General features: G+C 35.5%; 3 protein-coding genes. 2 read left to right on the top strand and 1 reads right to left on the bottom strand.

Annotation, left to right across the window (positions count from 1 at the left end; genetic code table 11):
• Together ABZA26_RS14340 and ABZA26_RS14335 are read left to right on the top strand one after the other, a co-directional pair.
• The coding region (locus ABZA26_RS14340; RefSeq protein ID WP_372715173.1) for a hypothetical protein at positions 1-707 on the top strand (707 nt) is incomplete at its 5' end.
• A 102-nt stretch (positions 708-809) separates the two neighbouring features.
• A complete protein-coding gene (locus ABZA26_RS14335; protein WP_372715172.1) occupies positions 810-1,388 on the top strand; it encodes a prepilin-type N-terminal cleavage/methylation domain-containing protein in 579 nt (192 codons plus the stop codon).
• A 123-nt stretch (positions 1,389-1,511) separates the two neighbouring features.
• Here the strand turns inward: ABZA26_RS14335 and ABZA26_RS14330 are convergent.
• A partial coding sequence (locus tag ABZA26_RS14330) for a hypothetical protein (RefSeq protein WP_372715171.1) occupies positions 1,512-1,761 on the bottom strand: 250 nt, incomplete at its 5' end.

The raw sequence follows: 1,761 nt of genomic DNA, 5'->3' as shown, positions 1-1,761 counted from the left end.
GGGTGAGCGCTACTAATAATACTAAGTTTGATAAGTATAGTAACTATCCTGGAATAAAAATAACAGATGACGTAAGACTTTCATTGATTCCAGTAACAGGAACGGTTACAAATAAAACAGAGTTCACAGCAGGTACCAAAATGGAAGATATATCTGGGACATTAGATATAAATCCTTCCGATAGTCTTGATAATATATTTGTTATGATTAATGATAGTTCAATTTATTATTACCTGAAAAAAAATTCATCACTTACAGAAGAGCAATTAAAGGATCTAGGCTTTACTGACGACGAAATAAAGCTGCCTTACACGGAAGTATCTACCAGTTCAACTAATTACTCGAATGTTAGTTATCTTCATTTTAGAATTCAAGTCAACAAAGATAATACATTAACAATTGGAAACGAAACAACATCTGGAAACAATATAAAAGCTGAAACAAAAATACTTCAAGGAGAAGATATGAACATTACAGTTTATAATAGTAAAAAAAACGGTAATGGTAGTTGGGTAGTCGTTATAAATAGCGGGAAAGTTGAAAGTGGTGGAAACACCATAGCCCTCCTAGAGGACACAGGGGTGGCTGCCGAGAGCGGAATAGCTGTGGGAAGTAAGGTAAAGGGTAAATCAAGAGCAAGAGACACAAACATAAAGACAAGCCTTATAGACAGCGATAATTTTGTAATCGAAAATATCAAGGAATAATGTGAAAACTCCACAGCCTGGGAAAGAACAGTTTTCCAGGCTGAGTTTCATTGAAACTAAAAACATGGTAAAGATACCAGGGGAATTTAAGGCGGTGCACAAATGAAAAAAAGAGGATACACCCTTATAGAAATGCTGGTTGTAGTGGCTATAATACTTGTGGTCACGGGAATCGGCGGGCTTTCTATAATAAAGGCTATGAGAAGAAATGATTATAATGAGATGGCGACTGTCATCCCAAAGGCGATAGCTGTGGAAACAAACAAAGCTTTTGAAGAGGGGTCGGAGAAGACGATTACACTTGACCTGAACTCAAAGAGTATAGAGACAGGAGGCACCGAGAAATTTCTTCCGGAGAATTACACTTATTCTGTGTATTCTGTAACTAGAGATTTAGACGGGAATATAGATAGTGATGGGACATCTTCAAAACTAACTGGTTCTCATTCAGATATTGAGTTTGAGATAGATGACGACGGGAAGATAAATTCTGTTTATTTTGACGGTGATGAAACAGATAGTGTTTCTGGATTTAACAGCAAATACCATCCCTCTATACTGGTGGAAAGAGAGGGGGAGGCCTTCTGCAGAATAGACATAATCTCTTCCCTTTATATAACTCCGAAAATAAAGGTTTACAGACCGGATGGTTCTGGCTGGGTTCTTGACTCCAGAATTTAATATTGAAAACTTCAAATAAAAAATGGAAGACCTGGATTATAAAATCCTTATCTTCCATTTTTTTGTTTTTTGGATATTTTTGAGTCGCAGACAGAATTTGTGATTAAAAAATAATAAATATTTTTAACTGACTGATTTTATCCGGCTGAATTTTTTCAGAATATCTTCTCCCGGACTTATATGAAGGTTTTTTTGGTTTATACCTTTTGATTCTATGAAAGGATACTTGATTTTCAGATCTGCGATAATATTCTCTACTCTTGAGGCGATTGTTTCAAAGGGAATATTACCCATGGGAGAGAAAATCATAAATTTATAGGGGCATAATCTTCCTATTGAATCGGTATCTCTGAAATGAGTTTTTAAAAGTACT

Source organism: Ilyobacter sp., assembly GCF_041583315.1.
Classification (GTDB): Bacteria; Fusobacteriota; Fusobacteriia; order Fusobacteriales; family Fusobacteriaceae; genus Ilyobacter.
This window is presented reverse-complemented; position numbering and strand designations above follow the sequence as displayed.